Source organism: Rhizobium sp. 0TCS1.26 (assembly GCF_050455525.1).
In the GTDB taxonomy this organism is placed as follows: Bacteria; Pseudomonadota; Alphaproteobacteria; order Rhizobiales; family Rhizobiaceae; genus Neorhizobium.
On record NZ_JBCIYV010000002.1, the window covers coordinates 1,397,308 to 1,419,359 of the forward strand.

Annotated in this window: 18 protein-coding genes, 2 tRNA genes and 1 rRNA gene; 8 read left to right on the top strand and 13 right to left on the bottom strand. The window is 63.2% G+C overall.

The genetic code is table 11. The annotated features are described in order from the left end of the window. The first annotated feature begins 8 nt into the window (after positions 1 to 8). Positions 9 to 278 carry a hypothetical protein gene (locus tag AAIH46_RS14070; RefSeq protein WP_430306492.1) on the top strand — a complete coding sequence of 90 codons (270 nt, stop codon included), beginning with the start codon at positions 9 to 11 and terminating at the stop codon, positions 276 to 278. After that, positions 275 to 700: a type II toxin-antitoxin system VapC family toxin gene (locus AAIH46_RS14075; protein WP_430306493.1), complete on the top strand. Its 426-nt coding sequence runs from the start codon at positions 275 to 277 to the stop codon at positions 698 to 700. The genes AAIH46_RS14070 and AAIH46_RS14075 overlap by 4 nt, the downstream gene beginning before the upstream one ends. Here AAIH46_RS14075 and ccoP read toward each other — a convergent pair whose 3' ends face one another. From ccoP to ccoN, 4 genes are read right to left on the bottom strand one after another with little or no spacing between them, the layout of a single operon-like run. Next, a complete protein-coding gene (ccoP, locus tag AAIH46_RS14080) occupies positions 701 to 1,564 on the bottom strand; it encodes a cytochrome-c oxidase, cbb3-type subunit III (RefSeq protein ID WP_430306494.1) in 864 nt (287 codons plus the stop codon). A 2-nt stretch (positions 1,565 to 1,566) separates the two neighbouring features. Further along, positions 1,567 to 1,719, bottom strand: a complete 153-nt coding sequence (locus AAIH46_RS14085) for a cbb3-type cytochrome c oxidase subunit 3 (RefSeq protein WP_430306495.1) — start codon at positions 1,717 to 1,719, stop codon at positions 1,567 to 1,569. A gap of 12 nt (positions 1,720 to 1,731) precedes the next feature. Further along, on the bottom strand, positions 1,732 to 2,463 hold the full coding sequence (ccoO, locus tag AAIH46_RS14090; RefSeq protein ID WP_430306496.1) for a cytochrome-c oxidase, cbb3-type subunit II: 732 nt from the start codon (positions 2,461 to 2,463) through the stop codon (positions 1,732 to 1,734). An 11-nt stretch (positions 2,464 to 2,474) separates the two neighbouring features. Beyond that, entirely contained in the window at positions 2,475 to 4,100 is a 1,626-nt protein-coding gene (gene ccoN / locus AAIH46_RS14095) for a cytochrome-c oxidase, cbb3-type subunit I (protein WP_430306497.1), read from the bottom strand. Between the two features lie 347 nt (positions 4,101 to 4,447). Between ccoN and AAIH46_RS14100 the strand changes: the two genes are divergently transcribed. Beyond that, entirely contained in the window at positions 4,448 to 5,221 is a 774-nt protein-coding gene (locus tag AAIH46_RS14100) for an alpha/beta fold hydrolase (protein ID WP_430306498.1), read from the top strand. 77 nt (positions 5,222 to 5,298) lie between these two features. On the opposite strand, the gene AAIH46_RS14105 is transcribed toward AAIH46_RS14100, so the two are convergent. After that, positions 5,299 to 5,375, bottom strand: a tRNA-Pro gene (locus AAIH46_RS14105). Positions 5,376 to 5,581: 206 nt separating this feature from the next. Between AAIH46_RS14105 and AAIH46_RS14110 the strand changes: the two genes are divergently transcribed. After that, positions 5,582 to 6,715, top strand: coding sequence for a histidine kinase dimerization/phosphoacceptor domain -containing protein (locus AAIH46_RS14110; RefSeq protein WP_430306499.1), 1,134 nt, complete (start codon positions 5,582 to 5,584; stop codon positions 6,713 to 6,715). Next, on the top strand, positions 6,712 to 7,128 hold the full coding sequence (locus tag AAIH46_RS14115) for a response regulator (RefSeq protein ID WP_430306500.1): 417 nt from the start codon (positions 6,712 to 6,714) through the stop codon (positions 7,126 to 7,128). Before AAIH46_RS14110 ends, AAIH46_RS14115 begins: the two co-directional genes overlap by 4 nt. A gap of 31 nt (positions 7,129 to 7,159) precedes the next feature. On the opposite strand, the gene AAIH46_RS14120 is transcribed toward AAIH46_RS14115, so the two are convergent. The 3 genes from AAIH46_RS14120 to AAIH46_RS14130 all read right to left on the bottom strand — a co-directional run bounded on the left by AAIH46_RS14120 (position 7,160) and on the right by AAIH46_RS14130 (position 11,796). Then, complete coding sequence (locus AAIH46_RS14120) at positions 7,160 to 8,461, bottom strand: UDP-glucose dehydrogenase family protein (protein WP_430306501.1); 1,302 nt, start codon at positions 8,459 to 8,461, stop codon at positions 7,160 to 7,162. A 156-nt stretch (positions 8,462 to 8,617) separates the two neighbouring features. Continuing rightward, complete coding sequence (locus tag AAIH46_RS14125) at positions 8,618 to 9,985, bottom strand: sigma-54-dependent transcriptional regulator (protein WP_430306502.1); 1,368 nt, start codon at positions 9,983 to 9,985, stop codon at positions 8,618 to 8,620. After that, positions 9,982 to 11,796, bottom strand: coding sequence for a sensor histidine kinase (locus AAIH46_RS14130; RefSeq protein WP_430306503.1), 1,815 nt, complete (start codon positions 11,794 to 11,796; stop codon positions 9,982 to 9,984). The genes AAIH46_RS14125 and AAIH46_RS14130 overlap by 4 nt, the downstream gene beginning before the upstream one ends. A 263-nt stretch (positions 11,797 to 12,059) precedes the next feature. Here AAIH46_RS14130 and AAIH46_RS14135 point away from each other — a divergent pair, with 263 nt between their 5' ends. Continuing rightward, positions 12,060 to 13,391 carry a dicarboxylate/amino acid:cation symporter gene (locus tag AAIH46_RS14135; RefSeq protein WP_430306504.1) on the top strand — a complete coding sequence of 444 codons (1,332 nt, stop codon included), beginning with the start codon at positions 12,060 to 12,062 and terminating at the stop codon, positions 13,389 to 13,391. A gap of 95 nt (positions 13,392 to 13,486) precedes the next feature. Here the strand turns inward: AAIH46_RS14135 and AAIH46_RS14140 are convergent, their stop codons facing one another. Both AAIH46_RS14140 and putA read right to left on the bottom strand, forming a co-directional pair. Beyond that, positions 13,487 to 14,083, bottom strand: coding sequence for a DUF922 domain-containing Zn-dependent protease (locus AAIH46_RS14140; protein WP_430306505.1), 597 nt, complete (start codon positions 14,081 to 14,083; stop codon positions 13,487 to 13,489). Between the two features lie 113 nt (positions 14,084 to 14,196). Next, entirely contained in the window at positions 14,197 to 17,868 is a 3,672-nt protein-coding gene (gene putA / locus AAIH46_RS14145; RefSeq protein ID WP_430306506.1) for a trifunctional transcriptional regulator/proline dehydrogenase/L-glutamate gamma-semialdehyde dehydrogenase, read from the bottom strand. A gap of 156 nt (positions 17,869 to 18,024) precedes the next feature. On the opposite strand from putA, the gene AAIH46_RS14150 reads away from it, so the two are divergent. After that, a complete protein-coding gene (locus tag AAIH46_RS14150) occupies positions 18,025 to 18,486 on the top strand; it encodes an Lrp/AsnC family transcriptional regulator (RefSeq protein ID WP_430306507.1) in 462 nt (153 codons plus the stop codon). 378 nt (positions 18,487 to 18,864) lie between these two features. Here the strand turns inward: AAIH46_RS14150 and AAIH46_RS14155 are convergent, their stop codons facing one another. After that, a complete protein-coding gene (locus tag AAIH46_RS14155) occupies positions 18,865 to 19,038 on the bottom strand; it encodes a DUF1328 domain-containing protein (protein WP_430306508.1) in 174 nt (57 codons plus the stop codon). A 169-nt stretch (positions 19,039 to 19,207) separates the two neighbouring features. Here AAIH46_RS14155 and AAIH46_RS14160 point away from each other — a divergent pair, with 169 nt between their 5' ends. Next, positions 19,208 to 20,128: a DMT family transporter gene (locus AAIH46_RS14160; RefSeq protein WP_430306509.1), complete on the top strand. Its 921-nt coding sequence runs from the start codon at positions 19,208 to 19,210 to the stop codon at positions 20,126 to 20,128. Between the two features lie 1,052 nt (positions 20,129 to 21,180). Here AAIH46_RS14160 and AAIH46_RS14165 read toward each other — a convergent pair. Continuing rightward, positions 21,181 to 21,257, bottom strand: a tRNA-Met gene (locus AAIH46_RS14165). Positions 21,258 to 21,502: 245 nt separating this feature from the next. Further along, positions 21,503 to 21,617 (bottom strand): 5S ribosomal RNA (gene rrf, locus AAIH46_RS14170). Between the last annotated feature and the right edge of the window lie 435 nt (positions 21,618 to 22,052).

The following is a 22,052-nucleotide window of genomic DNA, read 5'->3' on the forward strand; positions in this document are numbered from 1 at the left end:
AGAGATCCGTGGGCCTGCACAGACTGGAAATCGAAGTGGACGACGAAATGCTGTCGCGGATCGACGCCGCAGCCGCCCGGACCGCAGGATCGCGCGCGAAAGTTGTCGTCGAAACGCTAGCCGACCACCTTCCTATGGACTTGGAAGTCGAAGCTGCGTCTGTCGAAGAGCAACGTGACAAACTGCAAAAATGGCTGGACGAAGCAACCCGTCACTCATCTCACCTGTCGGACGAGGAGGTCCTTCGCGAGGTCCGAGATGCACGTGGCGACGAATGATCAAAGCGCGCCGACGCACGTACCTGGATTCGAACATAATCATCTATCTCGTTGACGGTGAACCGGCTCGTCAAACTGGAACGGCACGACTGATCCGGTCCCTCAAGCTCGACACCGACTTCGTAACAAGCGAGATGACCGTGGGTGAATGCCTGCGTGGGGCCTTCCGTCGGAGCAACAGAGGCAGCGCGCAAAGCTACCGCGATCTGTTGCTCAACCCGGAATTTGTCGCCCTGGTCCCGGTTGATCTTGCTCTTATTCAACGCGCGGCCGAACTCGGTGCCGAGCTGAACATGAAGCTCATCGATGCCATCCATGTCGCGACGGCCGAGGCGCTTTCGTGCGATGTCTTCCTGACGAACGACCGGGGCATTCGCGCTCCGGCCGCTGTCGCGTTGCGCTATCTGTCGGCGCAGGCCTGATCACTCTCCGCCGCCCAGTGCGTGGATATAGACCGCCAGTTCCTTGACCGTGGTTTCGCCAAGCCGCGCCTGCCAGGCCGGCATGACGCCGTGCTTCGGCTGGCGGATCTGCGCTGCGATCTCGCTCTCGCCGTTGACCTTCAGCCAGATGGCATCGGCAAGGCTCGGGGCGCCGAACTCGCGGTTTCCCTCGGCGCTTTCGCCGTGGCAGGAGGCGCAGTTGTCGGCAAACAGCTGCTTGCCGGGTTCGACCATCGCTGCGTCATTCGGGGTGCCGGTCAGGCTGACCACGAAGGCCGCCACCTGGCGGATCTCCGCCGGTTGCAGGATGTCGACGAAGGCGGGCATCTCCGACACTCGGCTCTCGGCGTCCTCGGTCGAGCGGATCCCATGGGCGATCGTCTGGTGGATCTGATCCACGTCGCCGCCCCACAGCCAGTCGTCGTCATTGAGGTTGGGATAGCCGGCACCGCCGGCTGCACCCGAACCGTGACACTGCACGCAGTTCACCTTGAAGGCGGCGGCACCGGCTGCCGTGGCAAACTGGTTAAGCTGTGGATCGGCGATGATCTCCGGAAGCGAAGCGGAGGCGATGCGGTCGCTGATCACCCCTTGCGCGGCCTTGGCGCCTGCGAGATCTGCCAGCAGCTCACCGCGGCTGGAATAGCCGAGCATGCCCCGCGTCGCATCCGTCAGCATCGGGACAGCAGGATAGACAATCATGTATCCGATCGCCCAGAGGATCGTGGCGTAGAAGGTCCACAGCCACCAGCGGGGCAGCGGATTGTTCAGCTCGCGGATGCCGTCCCACTCGTGGCCGGTGGTTTCGACGCCGCTGATTTCATCAATATGCTTGTCCGCCATGATCAATCCTCCTTCAGAGGGATTTTGGCCGCCTCGTCTGCCTGCGCCCGGGCGCCGGGCCGCACCGTGCAGAGCACGACGCCGACGAAAAACAGCAGCATGGCGAGGAGGCCCCAGCTGTCTGCGAAGTGACGCATTGCCGTATAGAGTTCCATTACCCGTCCTCCTCAGCGGTAGCCGGTCGCGTCGTCATAGGTCGAGAAGTCGACCAGTGTGCCGAGCATCTGCAAGTAGGCGACCAGCGCATCCATTTCGCTGAGCTTTGCCGGATCGCCGTCGAAGTCGCCGACCTTCGCCTTGGGATAGCGGGCGAGGAGCGCCGCCGTATCGGCGTTTGGATCAGCCTGAGCGGTCAGATCCGCCTTGGCGTTTGCCAGCATGTCCTCGTTGTACGGAACGCCGACCAGCGTATTGGCCTTCAGGTCCATGGTGACGTCGGTCACCTTCAACGGCGTTTCCTTGAGGAAGGCATAGGCCGGCATGATCGATTCCGGCACCACGTCGCGGGGCCGCACCAGATGCTGGACATGCCACTCGTTGGAGTATCGATCGCCAACGCGGGCAAGATCCGGCCCGGTGCGCTTGGATCCCCACTGGAACGGGTGGTCGTACATGGATTCCGCCGCGAGACTGTAGTGGCCGTAGCGTTCGACCTCGTCGCGGAACGGACGGATCATCTGGCTGTGGCAGACATAGCAGCCTTCGCGGATGTAGATGTTGCGCCCCGCCAGTTCGAGCGGCGAGTAGGGCCGCATGCCTTCCACCTTCTCGATGGTGTTTTCCAGGTAGAAGAGCGGCGCGATCTCGACGATCCCGCCGATCGATACGACGAGCAGGGATCCGACCAGGAGCAGCGTCGCATTGCGTTCGATGAATTGATGCTTATCCATGATGGACATGGGTGCGCTCCTTATTCGGCCTGCTGGAGAGCGGCGGGCATGGTACCTGCCACCGTCTCGCGCCGCTCGTGTCCGAGAATGGTCATGGTGATGTTGAAGGCCATGATCAGCGCACCGGCGAGATACATGGCACCGCCGACGGCGCGCAGCAGGTAGTAGGGGAACATCGCGGCGACGGCCTCGGCGAAGGAATAGACGAGGAAGCCCTGGTCATCGTATTCGCGCCACATCAGCCCCTGCTGAACGCCGGCGACCCACATGACGGCGGCGTAGACGACGATGCCGAGCGTGGCGAGCCAGAAGTGCCAGTTGACCATGGCCAGGCTGTAGAGTCGCGGGCGGTTCCAGAGCTTCGGGACCAGGAAGTAGATCGCTCCGAAGGAGATCATGCCGACCCAGCCAAGCGCGCCGGAGTGGACGTGGCCGATGGTCCATTCCGTGTAGTGGCTGAGCGAGTTGACCGCCTTGATCGACATCATCGGGCCTTCGAAGGTCGACATGCCGTAGAAGGCGATCGCAATCACCATCATGCGGATGATCGGGTCGGTGCGGATCTTGTCCCAGGCGCCTGACAGGGTCATCAAACCGTTGATCATGCCGCCCCAGGAGGGCATCCAGAGCATGATCGAGAACACCATGCCGAGCGTCTGCGCCCAATCGGGCAGTGCGGTGTAGTGCAGGTGGTGGGGGCCGGCCCAGATGTACATGAAGATCAGCGCCCAGAAGTGGATGATCGACAGCCGATAGGAATAGACCGGCCGACCGGCCTGCTTGGGCACGAAATAGTACATCATCCCGAGAAAGCCGGCGGTCAGGAAGAAGCCGACGGCGTTGTGGCCGTACCACCACTGGGTCAGCGCATCCTGGACGCCGGAAAAGGCCGAGTAGCTTTTGACGCCGAGGAAGGAGACCGGCACCGCGAGGTTGTTCACCACATGCAGCATGGCGATGGTGACGATGAAGGCGAGGTAGAACCAGTTCGCCACATAGATGTGCGGCTCCTTGCGCTTCAGGATGGTACCGAGGAACGTGACGAGGTAGGCGACCCAGACGATCGTCAGCCAGAGGTCCACGTACCATTCCGGCTCGGCATATTCGCGCCCCTGGGTAATCCCCAGCAGGTAGCCGGTCGCAGCCATGACGATGAACAGCTGGTAACCCCAGAAGACGAACCAGCCCAGCGCCTCCCCGCCAAACAGCCGGGCCCGCGAGGTCCGCTGCACGACATAGAGCGACGTACAGATCAGCGCATTGCCGCCGAAGGCAAAGACGACGGCTGAGGTGTGAAGGGGACGCAGTCGGCCGAAGTTGAACCACGGACCTACATTGAGATCCGGATAGGCAAGCTGCAGAGCAACGATAACACCTACCAGGAAGCCGACCACGCCCCAGAAGACTGTCGCGATCGTACCGTATTTTACCACTTCGTCGAAGTAGACCGACCGCTCCGCCACCGGTGCGGATCTGGTGGTCGGCTGGAAATTGACCCGCTGCAGCATGACGATGGTTGCCGCCGCCAGCGTGAAGAACAGCACCCACATGTGGGCCGCGAAGAGATCGTCATGCGCGAAGCCGGCGCCGAGAAGCGCCAGAAAGGCGCCCAGCGACAGCGCCGCGATGGGTACGGTGGTATTCATCAAACATCCCCCGGATGCAAAAGGCAGCAGGCGCCGGCTGTGCCGCCGGCCTCTCTGCCTGCACCCATGTCATTGCAACCGGCTGGAAGCCTTGATCTGGATCAACGGGGCGAGCCAGAATGATCTGAGCGCCGCTGCCGCCGCCTGGCTGGGATGCCTCTGCCCGCCCATCCGTGTGAGAGACACGTCGTCAAAGGGCGTTTGTCCAAGCCTCGACGGGATTGCGCAGGCTAGTATTTTGAAAGGTGACGGGCGGCGCCAATCGGCATCATGCATGCACCGCGTGTTTGCAGTTGCACTGACACTCACAGTCAAAGTCACAGTCACAGACCCTGAAGGAGCGGACGATGATGAACAGACGCGATTTCTCCCGCACGATCGGCCTCGGCATGGTGGCGGCAGCGGCCAGCCGCGGCGCACGTGCCGCCACTCCTGCGCAACCGCCCGCACGCAACGTGGTGTTCGTCCACGGACTGTTTGCCGATGGATCCTGCTGGACGGAGGTTATCGAGCGACTGCAGGCAAAAGGCCTCAACTGCACCTCGGTCCAGAATCCGCTGACCAGCCTTCCCGATGCCGTTGCCGCGGCGCGACGCGTGCTTGATCGGCAAGACGGTCCGACCGTGTTCGTCGGGCACTCGTTTTCCGGCATGATCCTCACCGAAGCCGGCGATCATCCGAACGTCGCCTCTCTGGTGTACGTCGCCGCCCGGGCTCCCGACGCCGGCGAGGATTACGCGGCCCTGGCGAAAACCTATCCGACGCCGCCGGCAACCGCCGGGATCGTTTTTGACGGTGATGAAGGCCGCCTCTCGAGGGAAGCCTTCCTGCGCGACTTTGCCGGCGACCTGCCGGCCGACAAAGCGGAGGTGCTCTATGCCGTCCAGCAGCCGTTCATGAAGGCGCTGCTGACCGGCAAGACGACCAGGGCTGCCTGGCGTTCTAAGCCGAGCTTCTATGCCGTGTCGACGCAAGACAGGACGATCAATCCGGAGCTCCAGCGGTTCATGGCCAAGCGGATGAACGCCAAGACGATCGAGATCGAGGCAAGCCACCTGTCGCTCATCTCGCAGCCGGACATCGTTGCAAAGCTTATCCTCGACGCGGCAGGACAGGCCTAGCCGTTCGGCCGGGACAGCAAGGAACTTTGTTAGAAAGGGGAAGAAACGAAAAAGCCCCGCATTGCGGGGCCTTCGGCTGGTCGGAGTGAGAGGATTCGAACCTCCGACCCCCACGTCCCGAACGTGGTGCGCTACCAGACTGCGCTACACTCCGTGACCAGTGGCGCGGATATAGACGAGCCCTTTCCTTTGCACAAGCACCTTTCAGGATTTTTTAGAGAGGCGTGACAGCCGTTCTGTGTCATCCAGGCGTTGTACCTGCGCGCGGCGCCTTAGCCATCCGTCGCCGGTGATCCCGGATGGAACCGGTTCCGGCACGTTGCGTTGAGGCGCCGGTGGGAACGAATTGATGAACGGTCGATGAGCAGCATCCGGGAAGATCAGAAACGCAGTGCGCGCGACGCGGGAGACCGCCTGCTTGCAAAGCATCTGTCGGACGATCCTTTCTCCGCCGCCTTCAAGGCGACGCGCATGCCGATGATCATCACCGATCCCCGCCAGCCGGACAATCCGATCATCTTTTCCAATACCGCGTTCAGCGACCTTTCGGGTTTCAACGCCGAGGAGCTGGTCGGCCGGAACTGCCGCCTTCTGCAGGGGCCGGAGACCGACAAGAACAGCATTGCCAAGATCCGTAGCGCCATCGAATCCGAGCAGAGCATCTCGATCGATATCCTGAACTACCGCAAGGACGGCTCGACGTTCTGGAATGCGCTGTTCATCAGCCCGGTTCGGGATCAGAGCGGGCGCGTGCTCTACTTTTTCGCCTCGCAGCTGGACTTCACCCACGTGAAGGACAAGCAGCGTGAGCTGGCGGCGGCCCGCAGTTCGGCCGAAGAGGAGGTGGCACGGCGCACAAAGGATCTGCAGGACGCGCTCGACGCCAAGACGCTTCTGGTCCACGAGGTGGATCACAGGGTCAAGAACAACCTCCTGACGATTGCCTCCATCCTCAAGCTGCAGGCCCGCACCACCGAGAACGAGACGGTGCGCGCCACCCTGCGTTCGGTGCTCGACCGGGTCGAGGCGCTGAGCACCGTGCAGCGGAAGCTGTTCACAACCGCCGACGTCGAGCGATTCGACGTCGCCGACTTCGCCCACGAACTGGTGGTGGACGTGGTGGGAGCCTTGCGCAGAGACGACATCCAGATCACCTTCGACCTGTCACCGGTGCTGGTGCCGGCGATCAAGGCATCGCCGCTGGCGCTCATCATCAACGAGCTGGTCGGCGATTCCCTGCGGCGCGGCCTGCGCGACGGCGGCGGCACCATCCACCTTTGCATCAAGCGGTTGAACGGCCACTTCGTCATCAAGATCGTCGACGACATGGATCCCTGCTTCGTCGATGCCGAAGAGCAGGCCTTCAGCCGCACCATCCTCGAAACATGCGCGCGGCAGGTGAACGCCGCGATCGACAGACACACAAGCGGACGTCAGACAACCGTCGAGGTGAAGCTCGCGGTCGACAGCGTACAGGGAGCACCACAGACTTGAATATTCTCATCGTCGAAGACGAAGCGTTGCTGGCGCTGGAGCTTGAAAGCGAACTGGAGGCGGCCGGCCACACGATTGTCGGGCAAGCCATGTCGAGCAGCGAGGCGATGGCTTTGATCGATGCCGGCGAACTCGATTTCGCCTTCGTCGACATTCATCTGCTGGACGGGCCAAGCGGCATCGAGGTTGGCCGGCACCTGGCGAAAAAGGACATTTCGTACGTCTTCGTCACCGGCAACCTGAAGCGCATCCCAGAGGATTTCGCCGGTGCGCTGGGTGCCATCGAGAAGCCCTACACGATGAACGGGCTGGAGAACGCCTTGTCCTTCATAGAGGGCTTCGTCGAGGGCGAGCGCCGCAGCACAATCCCGCCAAGCCTGGTGCCCGCCCCCTGGCTCGAGGGCGTGGCCTGAGGAACCGGCGGGTGGCCCGAAGGCCGCCCGCTCAGCGACCGACGCCGCAATAGCGCAGCCCGTGGCGCGTCACTTCCTCCTGCGGATAGACGTTGCGCAGGTCGACCAGCACCGGCTGCGCCATCAACGTCTTCAGACGGCGGAAATCGAGCGCCCGGAACTCATCCCACTCGGTGACCAGCACCAGTGCGTCCGCGGCCTCGGCAATCTCGTAGGGGCCGCTGCCGAAGGTAACGCCCGGCAGCATGGCCTGCGCCGCCTCCATGCCCTCCGGATCGTAAGCATGGACATCGGCACCGTTGTCCTGCAGTGCCTGGATGATCGACAGGGCCGGCGCGTCGCGCATGTCGTCGGTGTTCGGCTTGAAGGTCAGCCCGAGCACCGCGATCTTCTTGTCGCGCACCGATCCGTCGCAGCAGGCAATCACCTTGCGCGCCATCGCCCGTTTGCGGCTGTCGTTGACGGCAACCGTCGTCTCGATGAGCCGGATCGGGCTCTCGTGGTCCTGCGCGGTCTTGACCAGCGCCATGGTGTCCTTGGGGAAGCAGGACCCGCCATAGCCCGGGCCGGCATGCAGGAACTTGTCACCGATACGCTTGTCGAGGCCAATGCCCTTGGCGACCTTCTGGACGTCCGCACCGACCTTCTCGCACAGATCGGCCATCTCGTTGATGAAGGTGATCTTCATCGCCAGGAAGGCGTTGCCAGCATACTTGATGAGTTCCGACGTGCGGCGGTCGCAGAAGAACAGCGGCGCCGAATTGAGGTAGAGCGGGCGGTAGACCTCGCGCATCACCTCGGTTGCGCGCTCGTCCTCCGAGCCGATGACGATACGATCAGGACGCTTGAAGTCGGCAATCGCCGCGCCTTCGCGCAGGAATTCGGGATTGGACACCACGGCAAAATCGGCATCCGGACGCTCGGTGCGGATGATCCGTTCCACCTCGTCGCCGGTGCCGACGGGGACGGTCGACTTCGTCACAATGACCGTGAAGCCAGTCATCGCATGGGCGATTTCTTTCGCCGCAGCGTAGACATAGGACAGATCCGCGTGACCGTCGCCGCGACGGGACGGCGTACCGACGGCGATGAAAACCACATCCGCATCGGCGACCGCACTCTTGAGATCGGTGGTGAAGGTCAGGCGCTTGCCCTTGACGTTCGACTTCACCAGCTCATCGAGACCCGGTTCGTAGATCGGCACCTTGCCGGCGCGCAGCGCCTCGACCTTCTCCTCGACATTATCGACGCAGGTCACATGATGTCCGAAGTCGGCAAAGCAGACCCCCGACACCAGACCCACATAGCCGGCACCGATCATCGTGATACGCATGGATTTCTCTCGTTAAAGGTCCGGCGGAGGACACCGCCGGTCTCAGGCTAGCTTGACCCAAAGGCATATAGGCAGCCACGCCAAGTTTCAAATGCCGCCGCCGGGCTTTTCGCCGACGTTCAAGACTGCGGACGGTCGGGCACCCGAAGCAGGCGATCAGTCGTCGCCCCCGGAAAACTGACCGCGGACGATGCCGTGGCGCTGCAGCTTGTCGTAGAAGGTTTTCCGCGGAATGCCGAGCAGTTCCATCGTCCTTCGAACGTCGCCTCCGGTCTCCTTCAGCGCCTGGCGGATGAAGCCGGCCTCTACCTCGGCCAGCCGCTCGGGAAGGCTCCCCGTTACCGTCTTGGCATCCTTCGACGCTGGCACGGCAATGGCCTCGTCTTCCACCGGCTCCAGGCCGAGCACGAAACGCTCGGCGAAGTGGGTGAGCTCGCGCACATTGCCCGGCCAATCGTGGCCGGCAAGATGTCGGTTCACGGCAGGCGTCAGGTCCGGCACCGGCCTGCCAAAACGTTTTGCGGCTCGCTGCGCGAAGTGACGGAAGAGCAGCGGCACATCGTTTCGCCGCTCGCGCAGCGGCGGGAGCGAGAGAGTGACGACGTTGAGCCTGTAGTAGAGGTCCTCGCGAAAGCCGCGACGCTGCGACGGGTCGCCAAGATCCACCTTGGCGGCCGCCACGACGCGCAGATCGACGGGCCGCACCTCGTTGGTGCCAAGCGGCGTCACCTCCCGCATTTCCAGCACCCGCAGCATCTGGACCTGGGTGGCCGGCGCCATGCTTTCGATCTCGTCGAGGAACAGCGTGCCGCCGCTGGAATGCTCGATCCGTCCGACCCGGCGTTTCTGGGCACCGGTGAAGGCCCCTTGCTCGTGGCCGAACAGTTCGCTCTCCATGATCTGCTCGGGAAGCGCGCCACAGTTCAGGGCGACGAAATTGCGCGGCGCCCTGCGGCTCCACCGGTGAAGCAGACTTGCCACCACCTCCTTGCCGGTGCCGGTCTCTCCGGTCAGCAGCACGTCGACATCGGTATCGGCGATCTGACGTAGCGTCGCACGCAGCCGCTCCATCACCGGCGTCTGGCCGATCAGTGGCAGATCGTCCCCGTCTTCTTCAGCACTTTCCCGCAGCCGACGGTTTTCAAGCACCAGTGCGCGCTTCTCACCGGCCCGATGCACGCACTGAACCAGCCTGTCGGCCGCGAAAGGCTTGGCAATGAAGTCATAGGCGCCGGCCTGGATCGCCTTCACCGCCATCTGGATATCGCCGTGGCCGGTGACCAGGATGACCGGAATGTCAGGATCGATCGCCCGCACCCGGTCAAACAGTTCCAGCCCATCGATGCGCGGCATGCGGATGTCGGAAACGATGACGCCAGAGAAGGAGATGTCCACCAGCGGCAGCGCTTCGGCTGCCGACGCGCAGGCCGTCACGGCAAAGCCTGCGAGATCGAGCGTCTGGGCGGTTGCCCGAAGCAGGTCCCTGTCGTCGTCGATCAGGATCACCGGAAGCGATATGTTCATGTGTCTGCCCGTTTGAGTTCGACCGTAAAGCGGCTGCCATTCGACGAACTCTCGGCATCGATGCGTCCGCCGTAGTCACCGACAATGTCCTTGGCGATGACCAGCCCGAGGCCAAGACCGGCTTCCTTGGAGCTGTTGAAGGGGGTGAACAGTTGGTCTCGGATGGCCGGCGGGATCCCCGGACCATTGTCCTCGACGATGATGACGATGCTGTCGTCGGACAGCCTCGTTTCGACCCGCACCTGGCCATCCGGTCGGTCCTCCACCGCCTCGAGGGCGTTCTGCAGGAGGTTGATCATCACCTGTTCCAGTCGGAGCCGGTTGCCCAAGACAAGCACCTGCGGCGCGGGAAGATTGATCTGCAGCGCCTCCAGCCGCCCCGAGAAGCGGCTCTTCAGCAGCATGATAGCGCCGGTGATGACATCGCAGAGGATTACCGGTTGCGCAGCGCCGCGCCCTTTTCGAGCGAGAGCCTTCAGATCGTCGGTGATGGCGCCGATGCGCTCGGTGAGGCCGGCGATCTCCTGCAGGTTTTCCTCGGCCGGCTGCATCTGCCGACGCTGGAGGAAGGTGCGGGCATTATCGGCATAGGCACGGATCGTTGCCACCGGCTGGTTTATCTCATGGGCGACGCCGGCCGCCACCTGCCCCAGGATCGCCAGCCGATTGGCCTGCACCAGCTCCTGCTGGACGCCCTGCAGCCTTGCCTCGGTACCGCGATGGTCGGTAATTTCCGCCTGCAACCGGTCACGGGCCTGGCTGAGATCACGCGTACGTTCTTCGACCCGCCGCTCCAACTCCTGTCGCGCCCGCTGTTCGGCAGCGATCGTCGAGAGGATGCGCTGGCGCCGGCGGATCAGCCAGCCGGCAGCGGCGAGGATCGGCGCGAGCACCAGGACGGCTGAAAGCTGTGCCTGGCGGGCGGCAGCGGTAAGCGCCGGCTGCACCGGGAGAAGGTAGTGAAGCACCCAGGGCGTCGATGGGACCGTCAGCGAGACCTCCACATAGGTTTCCTCCTGGTCACCCGGAAGCACCGTGCGCACGAGCTTCGCGCCATCCGTTCTCTGCTCCAGCGTGACCGATGGCAGTGCGACCAGTTTTTCGGCACCGAACTGCCGGCTTTGCCGGACCGCCTGCAGGGTTTGCGGCACAGCGGTGTCGGTGGACATGAACCGCCAGGACGGGATGCTGGTGATGAGCACGACGCCGTTCTGGTCGGTGACGAAGGTCGGCCGCATTGCGCTGCGCCAGTCGCTCTCCAACTGGTCGAACTCCGCCTTCACCACCACGACACCCAGCGGAGCGGACTGCGGCCCCACACGATGAGAGATATAGAGCCCGGGCCGTCCGCTGACATTGCCAAGCGCGAAGTGCTCGGCGGTGCTCATCCGCATCGCGGCGGAGAAATAGTCGCGGAAGGCGTAGTCGTTGCCGACGAAGCTGGACTGCTCGCGCCAATTGCTGGCGGCGATCGCCACGCCCCGCGTATCGGTCACATAGAGAACCGAGGCATTGGTCCCGGCGACCAGATCCTCAAGCTTCCGGTTGAGAGCCGCCAGACGACCGGGTTCAGGTCCGGCCAGCGCCTCCTCGACGTCGCGATCGCGGGCAAGCAGCAGCGGCAGCGAGCGTGGTCGCTCCAGCACGGCCCTCAGCAACGCCACCTTCAGCCCCGCATCCACACGCCCTTGCTGCTCCAGCGTCGCGAGTGCGGTCGCGGTTGCGTAGCGCTGGACGCCGACGAGCGTCACGGCCAGTAGAGCTGCGGCAACGACTGCGAAGACGAGCCAGGGTCGCCTGGTCGCCGTCATGGGGGCTTCGGCACCACCGGATATCACATCCTGTTCCATGTGCGGATAATGACACCCTCCGGCAGAGACAGCAACGCGTGGGCGAGCGGAATTCCACACAACTCTGGCTTCACCGCGTGAGCCTCTGCCAACCTGTTCCGCGAAAACAACGACTTAAGACCTCCTGGGCAGACTGGCACGCTGCTTGCAAGTGACGGAGTCATCATCAAAGACCGCCCCGGGAGAGCTGTTCAACAGTTGGGGCGCGCTGGAGGATCTATCAAATGGATTTGAATGTGAATGCCGCGGCTCCGCGCGGCAGAATTCCGCTTTATCGCCAGCTTTATGTCCAGGTTCTGGTGGCAATCACCGCCGGCATCGTGCTCGGCCACTTCTACCCCGAATTCGGCGCGTCCCTGAAGCCGCTTGGCGACGCTTTCATCCGCCTCGTCAAGATGATCATCGCACCGGTGATCTTCCTGACGGTCGCGACCGGCATCGCCGGGATGTCGGACCTGAAGAAGGTCGGGCGCGTCGCCGGCAAGGCAATGATCTACTTCCTGACATTCTCCACGCTGGCGCTTGCCGTCGGCATGCTGATTGCCAACGTGCTGCAGCCGGGCTCCGGCATGCATATCGATCCCGCTTCGCTGGATGCCAAGGCCGTCGCCACCTACGCCACCAAGGCGCACGAGACGTCCGTGACCGGCTTCCTGATGAACATCATTCCGGAAACCATCGTCGGCGCCTTTGCACAGGGCGACATCCTGCAGGTGCTGTTCTTCTCGGTTCTGTTCGGCATTTCGCTCGCCATGGTCGGTGAACGCGGCAGGCCTGTCACCGAGTTTCTCAATGCCGTCATGGCACCTATCTTCAAGCTCGTGGCGATCCTGATGAAGGCCGCACCGATCGGTGCCTTCGGCGCCATGGCCTTCACCATCGGCAAATACGGCATCGGCTCGGTTGCCAATCTCGCCTTCCTGATCGGCACCTTCTATGTCACCTCGCTGATCTTCGTGTTCGTCGTTCTCGGCGCCGTCGCCCGCTACAACGGCTTCTCCATCCTGGCGCTGGTCCGCTACATCAAGGAAGAGCTGCTGCTGGTTCTCGGCACCTCGTCCTCGGAAGCGGCACTTCCCGGCCTGATGCAGAAGATGGAACGGGCCGGCTGCAAGCGGTCGGTCGTCGGCCTGGTCATCCCCACCGGCTATTCGTTCAACCTCGACGGGACCAACATCTACATGACGCTTGCGGCGCTGTTCATCGCCCAGGCGACCGACATCCAGCTGTCCATCGGCGACCAGATCCTGCTGCTGCTGGTGGCGATGCTGAGCTCCAAGGGTGCCGCCGGCATCACGGGCGCCGGCTTCATCACGCTGGCTGCCACCCTGTCGGTCGTGCCCTCGGTTCCGGTCGCCGGCATGGCGCTGATCCTCGGCATCGATCGCTTCATGTCCGAATGCCGGGCGCTCACCAACTTCGTCGGCAATGCGGTGGCGACCATTGTCGTCGCGCGTTGGGAGAACGAACTGGATACCGGCATGCTCGCAGAAGCCATGGCTGGCCGCCTGCCGAGCGAACCGAGCACCCCGGCTACGCTGCAGCCCGCCGAGTAAAGCTTCCTCCCAAGGAACGAGGCTCCGGCCTCCAAAGGGGTCTGCCGACTATCCGGCAGGCCCCTTTTTCTATGACGGGATTTTTCCGATTTGGATCAGGGGCCGTTGACGAGCGCCAGGATCAGCTGGTGGACCTTGCCGCCGGGATTGAGCTCGACCTTGTCGAACTCGACGTTCTTCGCACGCTCGGCGCGTGACAACTCGCCCAGCCGGGTGGTCAGGACCTGGCGGATCCGCTGGCACCCGGGATCGTTCTCCTGGCGCAGGCCGAGACTGAAATCCTGGATCTGCTGAACGAGCGTCTTGATGAAGTCGCCGTGCACGCGTTCGTGGGTCTCGACGCCTTCGATGAATCGCGCCCAGCTTTGCGCAACCTCGGGAGACAGCCGGCTGGCCGGCTTCGGCAGCGTGTAGGTGATGATGACCTTCGGCCTGGCAACCGTGATGACGCAGGCCGAACCGTCAGGCGTATAGGTCCGCGTCCAGGTGAGACGGAAGCTGGTATGGGCAATGGCCAGTCCGCCGCCGGCGCTTGGCGCTCGTTCGCCGATCGCCGCGTATAGCTCTGCACCGGTCTTTCCCTTGATCGCGTAGGTCTTGATCTGTTCGACTGCCTGCCAGTCGGCGGCACTTGCCGTGGAGGGCGTGATGAAGGTCAAGGCTGACGCCGCCAAAAGCCAGCTGGAAATCATGCGCCTCAAACGACCGTCCTTCTCATATCCGATACTCCCGACGCGTTTGCGCCGGCTGTCACCAGCCGGCGCATCATAAGTCGTCTGCCTTTACAGGCAAGCTGTGTCGGGCGTCAGCCGATCGCCATCAGGCTGGCATTGCCGCCTGCTGCCGCCGTGTTGATCGAGGTGGAGACTTCCTCCAGCAGCCAGTTCAAGCAATAGGCGCCTTCCCCGGCGACAGCTTGGCTCGATGCCGCCTGCGCAAGAACAAGCGGACCATCCAGCGCCGCGATCCGCGCCAGTGCATCGCGCACCTGATCCGAGGCACCCTCGATCAGTGCGCCCGAAACTGCGCCGCTCGCCATCCCGTTCGAGGTGGTGACGATGCGCGCCTTGAGCGTTTCCGGCAATGTCGCCAGTGGCGCGACCAGAGCGGGAGCGCCTTCCACGACGGCCGAATTGCCTGTCGCCAGGGTGCAGGCCAGCTGGTTGAACAGCCCGGCTTGCGTCTGCGGCAGAAGGAGGATCCGGCCACGCGGATGCAGCTCATAGAGGTTCTTCTCGCCGACCGGCCCCGGCAGTGAAAGCTCCAGCCCGAGCGCCGATTGGCTGCCGATCATACGCGCCAGCTCTGCGGCCTCCGGCTGCTGACGGTCCTCCAGCCAGCGGACGAAATCCGTGAGCGCCGGATCGATATGGACGGAACTGAGTTGCGGCGGCTCCGGCGGCGTCTCGACCAGACGGCCGAGATAGAGCGGTCCGCCGGCCTTCGGCCCGGTGCCGGACAGGCCACGGCCACCGAACGGCTGGACCCCGACCACCGCGCCGATGACGTTTCGGTTCACATAGCGGTTGCCGGTCCTTATCCGGCTCATAACGTGGGCGATCGTCTCGTCAAGCCGGGTGTGAAGGCCAAAGGTCAATCCGTAACCGGTGTCATTGATCTGGTCGATCAGCCGATCCAGATCCGCACGGCGGTAGCGGATCACATGCAGGACCGGCCCGAACACTTCGCGGGTCAGGTCCTTCAGCGACGGAAGCTCGATGATCGTCGGCGCGACGAATGTACCCGCCGACGCCGCGGCTGGCAGCGGCGCCTGATGGATCTTGTGCCCGAGGCTCCGCATCCGCTCGATATGCGTTTCGATCGACTGCTTTGCCTCAAGCGTGATCACCGGGCCGATGTCCGTGCTGAGGCGATCCGTACGACCGATCGACAGTTCGGCGAGCGCGCCCTTCAGCATCGAAAGCACGCGATCGGCAACGTCTTCCTGCAGGCAGAGAACCCGGAGGGCCGAGCAGCGCTGTCCGGCGCTGTCGAAGGCAGACGAGATGACATCGCCGACCACCTGTTCGGCAAGCGCCGAGGAATCGACGATCATCGCGTTCTGACCGCCGGTCTCGGCGACCAAAGGCAGGGGCTTGCCGGCGGGCGACAGGCGGGTCGAAAGCTGCGCCTGGATGAGCCGCGCCACCTCGGTCGAGCCGGTGAACATCACCGCCGCCGTCTCAGGGGCCGCCACCAGCGCCGCACCGATGCGGCCATCGCCAGGCAGAAGCTGCAGCGCATCTGTCGGCACGCCGGCCTCATGCAGGATCCGTACGGCCTCCGCCGCAGTCAGCGGCGTCTCTTCGGCGGGCTTTGCAAGCACCGGATTGCCGGCCACCAGAGCCGAGGCGACCTGTCCGGTGAAGATTGCCAGCGGGAAGTTCCACGGGCTGATGCAGACGACCGGACCGAGCGGAAGATGCTTGGGGCCTAAGGTGCGCTTCGCCTGCTCGGCGTAGTAGCGCAGGAAATCGACGGCTTCGCGGACTTCGGCAATCGCGTTGAGCGCCGACTTCCCGGCCTCGCGCATGATGAGACCCAGCAGGTGCGGCATCCTCTCCTCGAGAAGATCGGCCGCCCTCTCCAGGCACTGGGCCCGCTCGGCCGGCGATACGTCTGCCCACACCATGCCGGCTGAAGCGGCACGCTCTGCAGCGCCCAGGGCGTCGACTTCGCTGGCCGCCGCTACCGTGCCGACCTGGTCCCGGTGATCTGCCGGATTGATGACCGGCTGCAGCGCGACGTCGCCCTCCATGGCGGTGGGCTGCGCGTGCCAATCGATGGCGGCACTTTCGAGCAGCGACTGCGATAGCTTTTCAAGCACCGCCTCATTCGACAGATCGAGCCCGGCGGAGTTCTTTCGGGCCTTGCCGAACAGGTCCTGCGGCAGGGCGATCTTCTCATGCCGCGACCCCGGCTGCGCCATGGCCCGCACCACATCGACCGGATCGGCGATCAGGTCGTCGATCGATACCGTCTCGTCACCGATGCGGTTGACGAAGGAGGAATTGGCGCCGTTTTCCAGCAGGCGGCGGACGAGGTAGGCGAGCAGCGTCTCATGCGTCCCGACGGGTGCGTAGATGCGGCACGGACGGGCGAGCCGGGTCGGATCGACGACTTCCTCATACAGCGGTTCGCCCATGCCATGCAGGCACTGGAACTCATAGGAGCCAACGGAGAATTCCGGGCCAGCCATCTGATGGATCGTCGCCAGCGTCTGGGCATTGTGGGTCGCAAACTGCGGGAAGATCACATCGCGGGCGGCCAACAGCTTGGCGGCGCAGGCGATATAGGAGACGTCTGTATGGACCTTGCGGGTGAAGACCGGGAAGTCGTCCAGGCCCTCGAGCTGGGCGCGCTTGATCTCGGCGTCCCAGTAGGCGCCCTTGACCAGCCGCACCATGATGCGGTGACCGCTGCGCCGGGCGAGATCGACGATATAATCGAGAACGAAGGGGCAGCGCTTGCCATAGCCCTGTACGACGAAGCCGATACCGTTCCAGCCGGACAGCATCGGCTCGAGGCAGAGCTCTTCCAGGAGATCCAGGGAAAGCTCCAGCCGGTCCGCCTCCTCGGCGTCGATGTTGAGGCCGATGTCATATTGCTTGGCGAGCGCCGCCAGCGCCTTTACCCGCGGCAGCAACTCCTCCATCACCCGGCCCGCCTGCGCCCGTGAGTAGCGCGGATGAAGCGCGGAGAGCTTGATGGAGATGCCGGGCCCCTGATAGACGCCGCGGCCCGCCGCAGCGCGGCCGATCGCGTGGATGGCGTTTTCGTAATCGCGGTAGTAGCGCTCGGCGTCGGCCTTGGTGGTCGCCGCCTCGCCGAGCATGTCGTAGGAGTAACGAAAGCCTTTGTCTTCCATCGTCCGCGCGCGCCGGAGGGCCTCGTCGATCGTCTCGCCGGTGACGAACTGCTCGCCCATCATGCGCATGGCCATGTCGACGCCACGGCGCACCACCGGCTCGCCGCAGCGGGCCAGGAGTCGGGTGAGAGCCGCCGTCAGGCTGCGATCGTTGACCGTCGAGGTGAGCTTGCCGGTCACCACCAGTCCCCAGGTGGCGGCATTGACGAACAGCGAGCGACCGCCGCCGAGATGCGACCTCCAGTCGCCCGCAGCGATCTTGTCGCGGATCAACGCGTCTCGCGTCGCCGTGTCGGGGATCCGCAGCAGCGCTTCCGCAAGACACATCAGGGCGACGCCCTCCTGCGACGAGAGCGCATATTCATGCACCAGTCCCTCGACGCCGCTGCCCTTGTGCTTGGAGCGCAGGGCGACCACCAGTTGGCGCGCGGTCCGCTGAGCGGCAGCCTTGTCCTCGCCCGACAAGGTTGCAGCGTCGAGCAGCGAGGCGATGCACTCGATTTCCGGGCGCCGGTAGGCGACGGTAATCGCCCGGCGCAGGGACGACTGCGGGCGGATCGGCGGCGCAAACGCGGCGAACGGAGCAGCGGCAGGGTTTGCGTCAGACATGGAGTTCAGGTCTTGCGACATCATCGGATGAGATCTCGATCGAGGAAAAGTGGGTGCAGCGATCATAACCGCTCGTCGTCCCTCTCGAAAGTCTGTAGATTGAAGTCAGAACCGCCTTATTGACCATCTTCAGCGTATCTGAAAGGCAATTTCTCCATGAATATCGATAGAGAAGACGATCTGGATGCCTTCGACCTGAAGATCCTGGCAGTTCTTGCCGAAGATGGGCGGATCGCGGTGACCGAGCTTGCGTCACGCATCGGATTGTCGAAGACGCCGTCCGCTGCGCGCCTCAAGCGGTTGACCGAGACCGGCTACATCGAAGGCTTCAAGGCGGTCATCAATCAGAAGAAGCTGGGGCTCGATCATGTCGCCTTTGCCGAAGTGAAGCTGTCGGACACGCGCGAGAAGGCGCTCGACGAGTTCAATCGCGCCGTTTCGAAGATCCGCGAGGTGGAGGAATGCCACATGATCGCCGGGCGGTTCGACTACCTGCTCAAGGTGCGGACGCAGAACATCCGCCGTTACCGGGAAGTGCTGGGCGAGAAGATTTCCAGCCTGCCGCATGTGGCCAGCACGTCAACCTCGGTCGCCATGCAGTCGGTCAAGGAACGCTAGGACCGATCGCCGGTGACGATTTGGAGCTCGGTATCAGCGACAGCGGATTGATTGCGAGCGAAATCGCCAGTGGATCCGGCATCCAGCGATGATCCGCCGCAAGCCTCCTCCGCTTCCGCTGCCAACTCCGCGCGCGCAGCGCCCGCACCTTGGATGTCGATCCGGCTAGGACGTTCGCGGTTGGGTTTTCAGGATATCACGGAGCAACCGCCACATCGTACCGTTTCAGGGCAAACTGCCCTCGCCGGATGTCAGAAGCTCTGGCTGAATGGGTTGCTCGCGCCGATCCGGCGCCGAGCTTCCCCCCAGATTGCCCTGCCTCGGCAGGGCTTTTTTGTTTGGGTCCGCCGGATCCGCGGCAGGTCCCGCGACGTGGCGCTAGAATACGATGCTGCCTGCCATGAAGGCCAGAACCAGGAACACCAGGAACACGGCAATGGCGATGAAGAACAGGATCCGCGCGATTGTGGCGGTGGCAGCCGAAACACCTGAGAAGCCGAGGAAGCCGGAAATCAGCGAGATGGCGAGGAAAATGAGAGCCCATTTCAGCATGGCAGATCCTTTCAGGTGGCCGATGCCCCTCAACGGCTAAGCCGGTTCCGGGTTCCACCAGCCGATGCCAGTTTTCCGACGGCGGCGCAGGCTCCCGACAGGGGCTGGCGAGGTGGGTGAGTGCATGCTAACGCTCCGGCAGCAAATCGCCAGGGCGGGCAGAGACACGATGAATTTTCAGCATGTTCCGGGCGCTGCCCGAAAGGCTCTCGGCGCCGCCGGACCGGGGATCATGCTGCTCGGCATGCTGATGTTTGCAATGAACGACGCAATCGGCAAATGGCTGGTCGCGAGCTATGGCCTCGGGCAGGTAATCCTGATCCGCAGCGTCGCGGCGCTCATCATCCTGGTTCCGCTGATGTGGAAGGATGGCCTGGCACCTCTCATCACTGTCGAGAGGCCACGTCTGCAGGCTGCCCGGGTGGTGTTTTCGACGCTCGAACTGTTCTGCTTCTACTACGCCGTCATGTACATGCCGCTCGCGGATGTGATGACCTACTGGCTGGCTGCACCGATTTACGTGGCGGCCGCCTCGCCGCTCATCCTCGGCGAAAAAGTCGGCTGGCGCCGCTGGAGCGCCATTGCCGTTGGCTTCGTCGGCGTCGTCATCACGCTTCAACCGTCATCGGCAATGTTCACCTTCCCGGCGCTCATCTCGATCCTCGGAACAGGCGCCTTCGCCTTCATGCTGCTGTCTGGCCGCAGCCTGCGCAACACGCCGGACAAGGCACTGGTCTTCTTCCAGCTGGCTGGTTGCGGCATCGCCGGCCTGGTCATCGCGCCCTTCGGCTGGCAGCCGATCGCTTCGCTCGGAGAAGGCCTGCTGCTCGGCCTGCTCGGCATTGTCGCCATGGGTGCCCACATGCTGGTCAACAGGGCGCTGAAGGTGTCGGATGCAGCAACCGTGGCGCCGCTCCAGTATACGCTCCTGTTGTTTGCGGTGATTTTTGGCTGGACGATATTTGGGGAGGTGCCGGGCAATGCGATGATCGTCGGGGCCACTCTCATCGTCGGATCCGGCCTGTCCATCTTCCTGCGCGAGCAGCAATTGAAGAAGCGCGACACGGTACTGCCCAGCATTCCGAAATAAATCGTCCGGCAGATCGCGAAGGTCATGATCACCTTCGCGCCTGGTCTCGAACGGACCTTTATCCTGCGGATGCAGACCGGGGCAAGCCCGAAGTTCGCTATCGTGTGGTGGCGTATCAGATGCGAGACAGCTTTCCGCTTAATCAAGTCCCACCCCTCCTTCAGACGATCCAAGTTGGCGTTGTCCAGCATGGAGTCCGTGTAACTCTCTTCAGCGTGGCCTTCTCGTCCGCGAGGCTCGTAAGCTTGCGGGCATGGGACGCGTCGAAGCTGCCTTCCTGTGCGTTCGTCGCTAGGCTTGAACCAATAGCGCGTGAATAGCTCACGATTCATGGAAAGACTGCATCCGAGATGCCGTGCTTGCGGCAGCCATCGGCGGTTTTTGCGCGTGCCTCCTGTTTCTTCGATATCCCGACGTTCTGCTTCGCTAAATTCTGAACCGCTTGCCTGCCCGGACGCTGCGTGTGCCGGGCTCTTGCAAAGTTGCGAGGAAGTTCATGTCTCAGGTGAAGAGGGTGCGGGCGTTGAGGATCTGCGGGCAGTTCCACGGAAGGGTGCTGATCGACGCCATCCATCGGGCGATCGGAACCCTTGCGCCGCAATAGAGCGGTATCGGTGGTGGCTCTCCGCCGGCTGACGGCCAATCGGAGGCCTCGGCCTGCCAGCCCAGGTCAGACCCCTTCTCTGCGGCATCAGCGACCGACTCATCCCCGCTCTCTACCTGAACATAGGACAAACGGATCCGCCCGCCGGGTAAGGGCGGGTGTGTCAAACTTTAGGGTTGCTGGAGAGAAGAAGCTGGATGCCGGTGATTGGGCCGCTGCGCGCTGTCGTGGTGGAGACGGCTGACTGGCGACGGGAGCCCACATCAAGTTGTGCGGCCGTCTGTTCCTCGGTGGATCGGTGCGGCTGTCGGCACGCGGTCCAGCCCTTCAGGCTTTGTGCTGAGTAGAGCCCACGGGCAGTTCTGGGCCTGGCGATCGGGGGAATGCCGAACTTGGCCGGCTCTGTCTGCCGGTTTGTCTTTTGGTCTGGTGTGTTTTGGTGGATGGTTGGTTGCGGGGGCAGGATTTGAACCTGCGGCCTTCAGGTTATGAGCCTGACGAGCTACCGGGCTGCTCCACCCCGCGTCACCATGTGTTTGCCATTGGCAAATACCGATTGAGCCGGCCGGGATTTACCGGCCTGTGTGTCTGTCGATCCCTGGACGGCTTTGCCTTCTGCGGGTCGACGGGGCGGCTCTTGCCCGGGTTAGTTTTTTCGGTTCTGTCGAACGTCGAAGGGCCGCTTTGCGAGCGGCCCTCTGGATCGATGTGATCGGCTTGAGGGCCGGTTTGTTTTCATGATGAGAAGATTGTTTGATTGCCTTTAGCAGACCTGGCAGCGACCTACTCTCCCGCGTCTTGAGACGAAGTACCATTGGCGCAGGGGCGTTTCACGGCCGTGTTCGGAATGGGAACGGGTGCAGCCGCCCCGCCATGACCACCAGGTCGGCTAAAGGCAATCCTCCGGCGGCTAGGCCGGAAGTTTGATGAGAAGCTGGCAGGCTTTCGCCTGTTTTTTTGAACACGTCTGTTTTGTCCTTACGCTGTCGCGATCCAGGGGATGATCTTCGATCATCCGGGGATCGCTGCGCTGCGGACGGCACGCTTTGCGACGGCCTCTGGCCTGTACTGGTGGTACCCTCGGATCTGTTGAGACCTTTGGTATGCCACCTTTACAGGACGTTAGTCCGTCGCCGGCCGTCCGGCGCCCTCGCGGAGCATAGGGTCGAAGACCCGTTGGGTCGAAGACCCATTGGGTCGAAGACCCATTGGGTCGAAGACCCGCTCATGCGTGAGCGCGAACAGATGGCTCATCTGACTTTGTCAGATGAGCATGGTCAATGAGAACGATCAAGCCAATCGGGCGATTAGTAAGGCTAA

Bases quoted from the DNA above. Each gene is read 5' to 3' on its own strand.
- AAIH46_RS14075 (WP_430306493.1), top strand. From the start codon at position 275: ATGATCAAAGCGCGCCGACGCACGTACCTGGATTCGAACATAATCATC.
- ccoP (WP_430306494.1), bottom strand. From the start codon at position 1,564: ATGGCGGACAAGCATATTGATGAAATCAGCGGCGTCGAAACCACCGGC.
- AAIH46_RS14085 (WP_430306495.1), bottom strand. From the start codon at position 1,719: ATGGAACTCTATACGGCAATGCGTCACTTCGCAGACAGCTGGGGCCTC.
- ccoO (WP_430306496.1), bottom strand. From the start codon at position 2,463: ATGTCCATCATGGATAAGCATCAATTCATCGAACGCAATGCGACGCTG.
- ccoN (WP_430306497.1), bottom strand. From the start codon at position 4,100: ATGAATACCACCGTACCCATCGCGGCGCTGTCGCTGGGCGCCTTTCTG.
- AAIH46_RS14100 (WP_430306498.1), top strand. From the start codon at position 4,448: ATGATGAACAGACGCGATTTCTCCCGCACGATCGGCCTCGGCATGGTG.
- AAIH46_RS14110 (WP_430306499.1), top strand. From the start codon at position 5,582: ATGAGCAGCATCCGGGAAGATCAGAAACGCAGTGCGCGCGACGCGGGA.
- AAIH46_RS14120 (WP_430306501.1), bottom strand. From the start codon at position 8,461: ATGCGTATCACGATGATCGGTGCCGGCTATGTGGGTCTGGTGTCGGGG.
- AAIH46_RS14125 (WP_430306502.1), bottom strand. From the start codon at position 9,985: ATGAACATATCGCTTCCGGTGATCCTGATCGACGACGACAGGGACCTG.
- AAIH46_RS14130 (WP_430306503.1), bottom strand. From the start codon at position 11,796: ATGACGGCGACCAGGCGACCCTGGCTCGTCTTCGCAGTCGTTGCCGCA.
- AAIH46_RS14135 (WP_430306504.1), top strand. From the start codon at position 12,060: ATGGATTTGAATGTGAATGCCGCGGCTCCGCGCGGCAGAATTCCGCTT.
- AAIH46_RS14140 (WP_430306505.1), bottom strand. From the start codon at position 14,083: ATGATTTCCAGCTGGCTTTTGGCGGCGTCAGCCTTGACCTTCATCACG.
- putA (WP_430306506.1), bottom strand. From the start codon at position 17,868: ATGTCTGACGCAAACCCTGCCGCTGCTCCGTTCGCCGCGTTTGCGCCG.
- AAIH46_RS14150 (WP_430306507.1), top strand. From the start codon at position 18,025: ATGAATATCGATAGAGAAGACGATCTGGATGCCTTCGACCTGAAGATC.
- AAIH46_RS14155 (WP_430306508.1), bottom strand. From the start codon at position 19,038: ATGCTGAAATGGGCTCTCATTTTCCTCGCCATCTCGCTGATTTCCGGC.
- AAIH46_RS14160 (WP_430306509.1), top strand. From the start codon at position 19,208: ATGAATTTTCAGCATGTTCCGGGCGCTGCCCGAAAGGCTCTCGGCGCC.